This window comes from Bacillus cereus group sp. BfR-BA-01524 (assembly GCF_022662595.1).
Lineage (GTDB): Bacteria > Bacillota > Bacilli > Bacillales > Bacillaceae_G > Bacillus_A > Bacillus_A thuringiensis_S.
Window position 1 is genome coordinate 1 of sequence record NZ_JAKUDW010000370.1, and the last position, 286, is coordinate 286.

Sequence of the window (286 nt, forward strand, 5' to 3'; positions counted from 1 at the left end):
TTACTTAAATAAATCAGTAACAGAAATTAAAGCTGATGCAGGTGCTGCAAAGGCTACGAATGCTTCTGGTAAAAAAGCTGACGACAAATCTCAAAAAGAAGAGAAGTCAACGAGCACGAAACCAGAAAATAAAACAGAAGACAAGTCTCAAAAAGAAGAGAAATCAACAAGCGGTTCAACTAGTGACAAAAAAGAAGAACCGAAGAAAGAAGAAAAATCAACAAACGGTTCTACGGAATCATCTAACGATTCTTCTTCACAAGAATAATAAAGTGAAAAAATCAGT

The 286-nt window shown here is 34.6% G+C and carries 1 pseudogene; it reads left to right on the top strand.

Features of this window, described 5'->3' with window-relative positions:
- Window positions 1-268, top strand: a pseudogene (locus MR170_RS31515) (M23 family metallopeptidase); the annotation flags it as partial.
- Window positions 269-286: the final 18 nt, after the last annotated feature.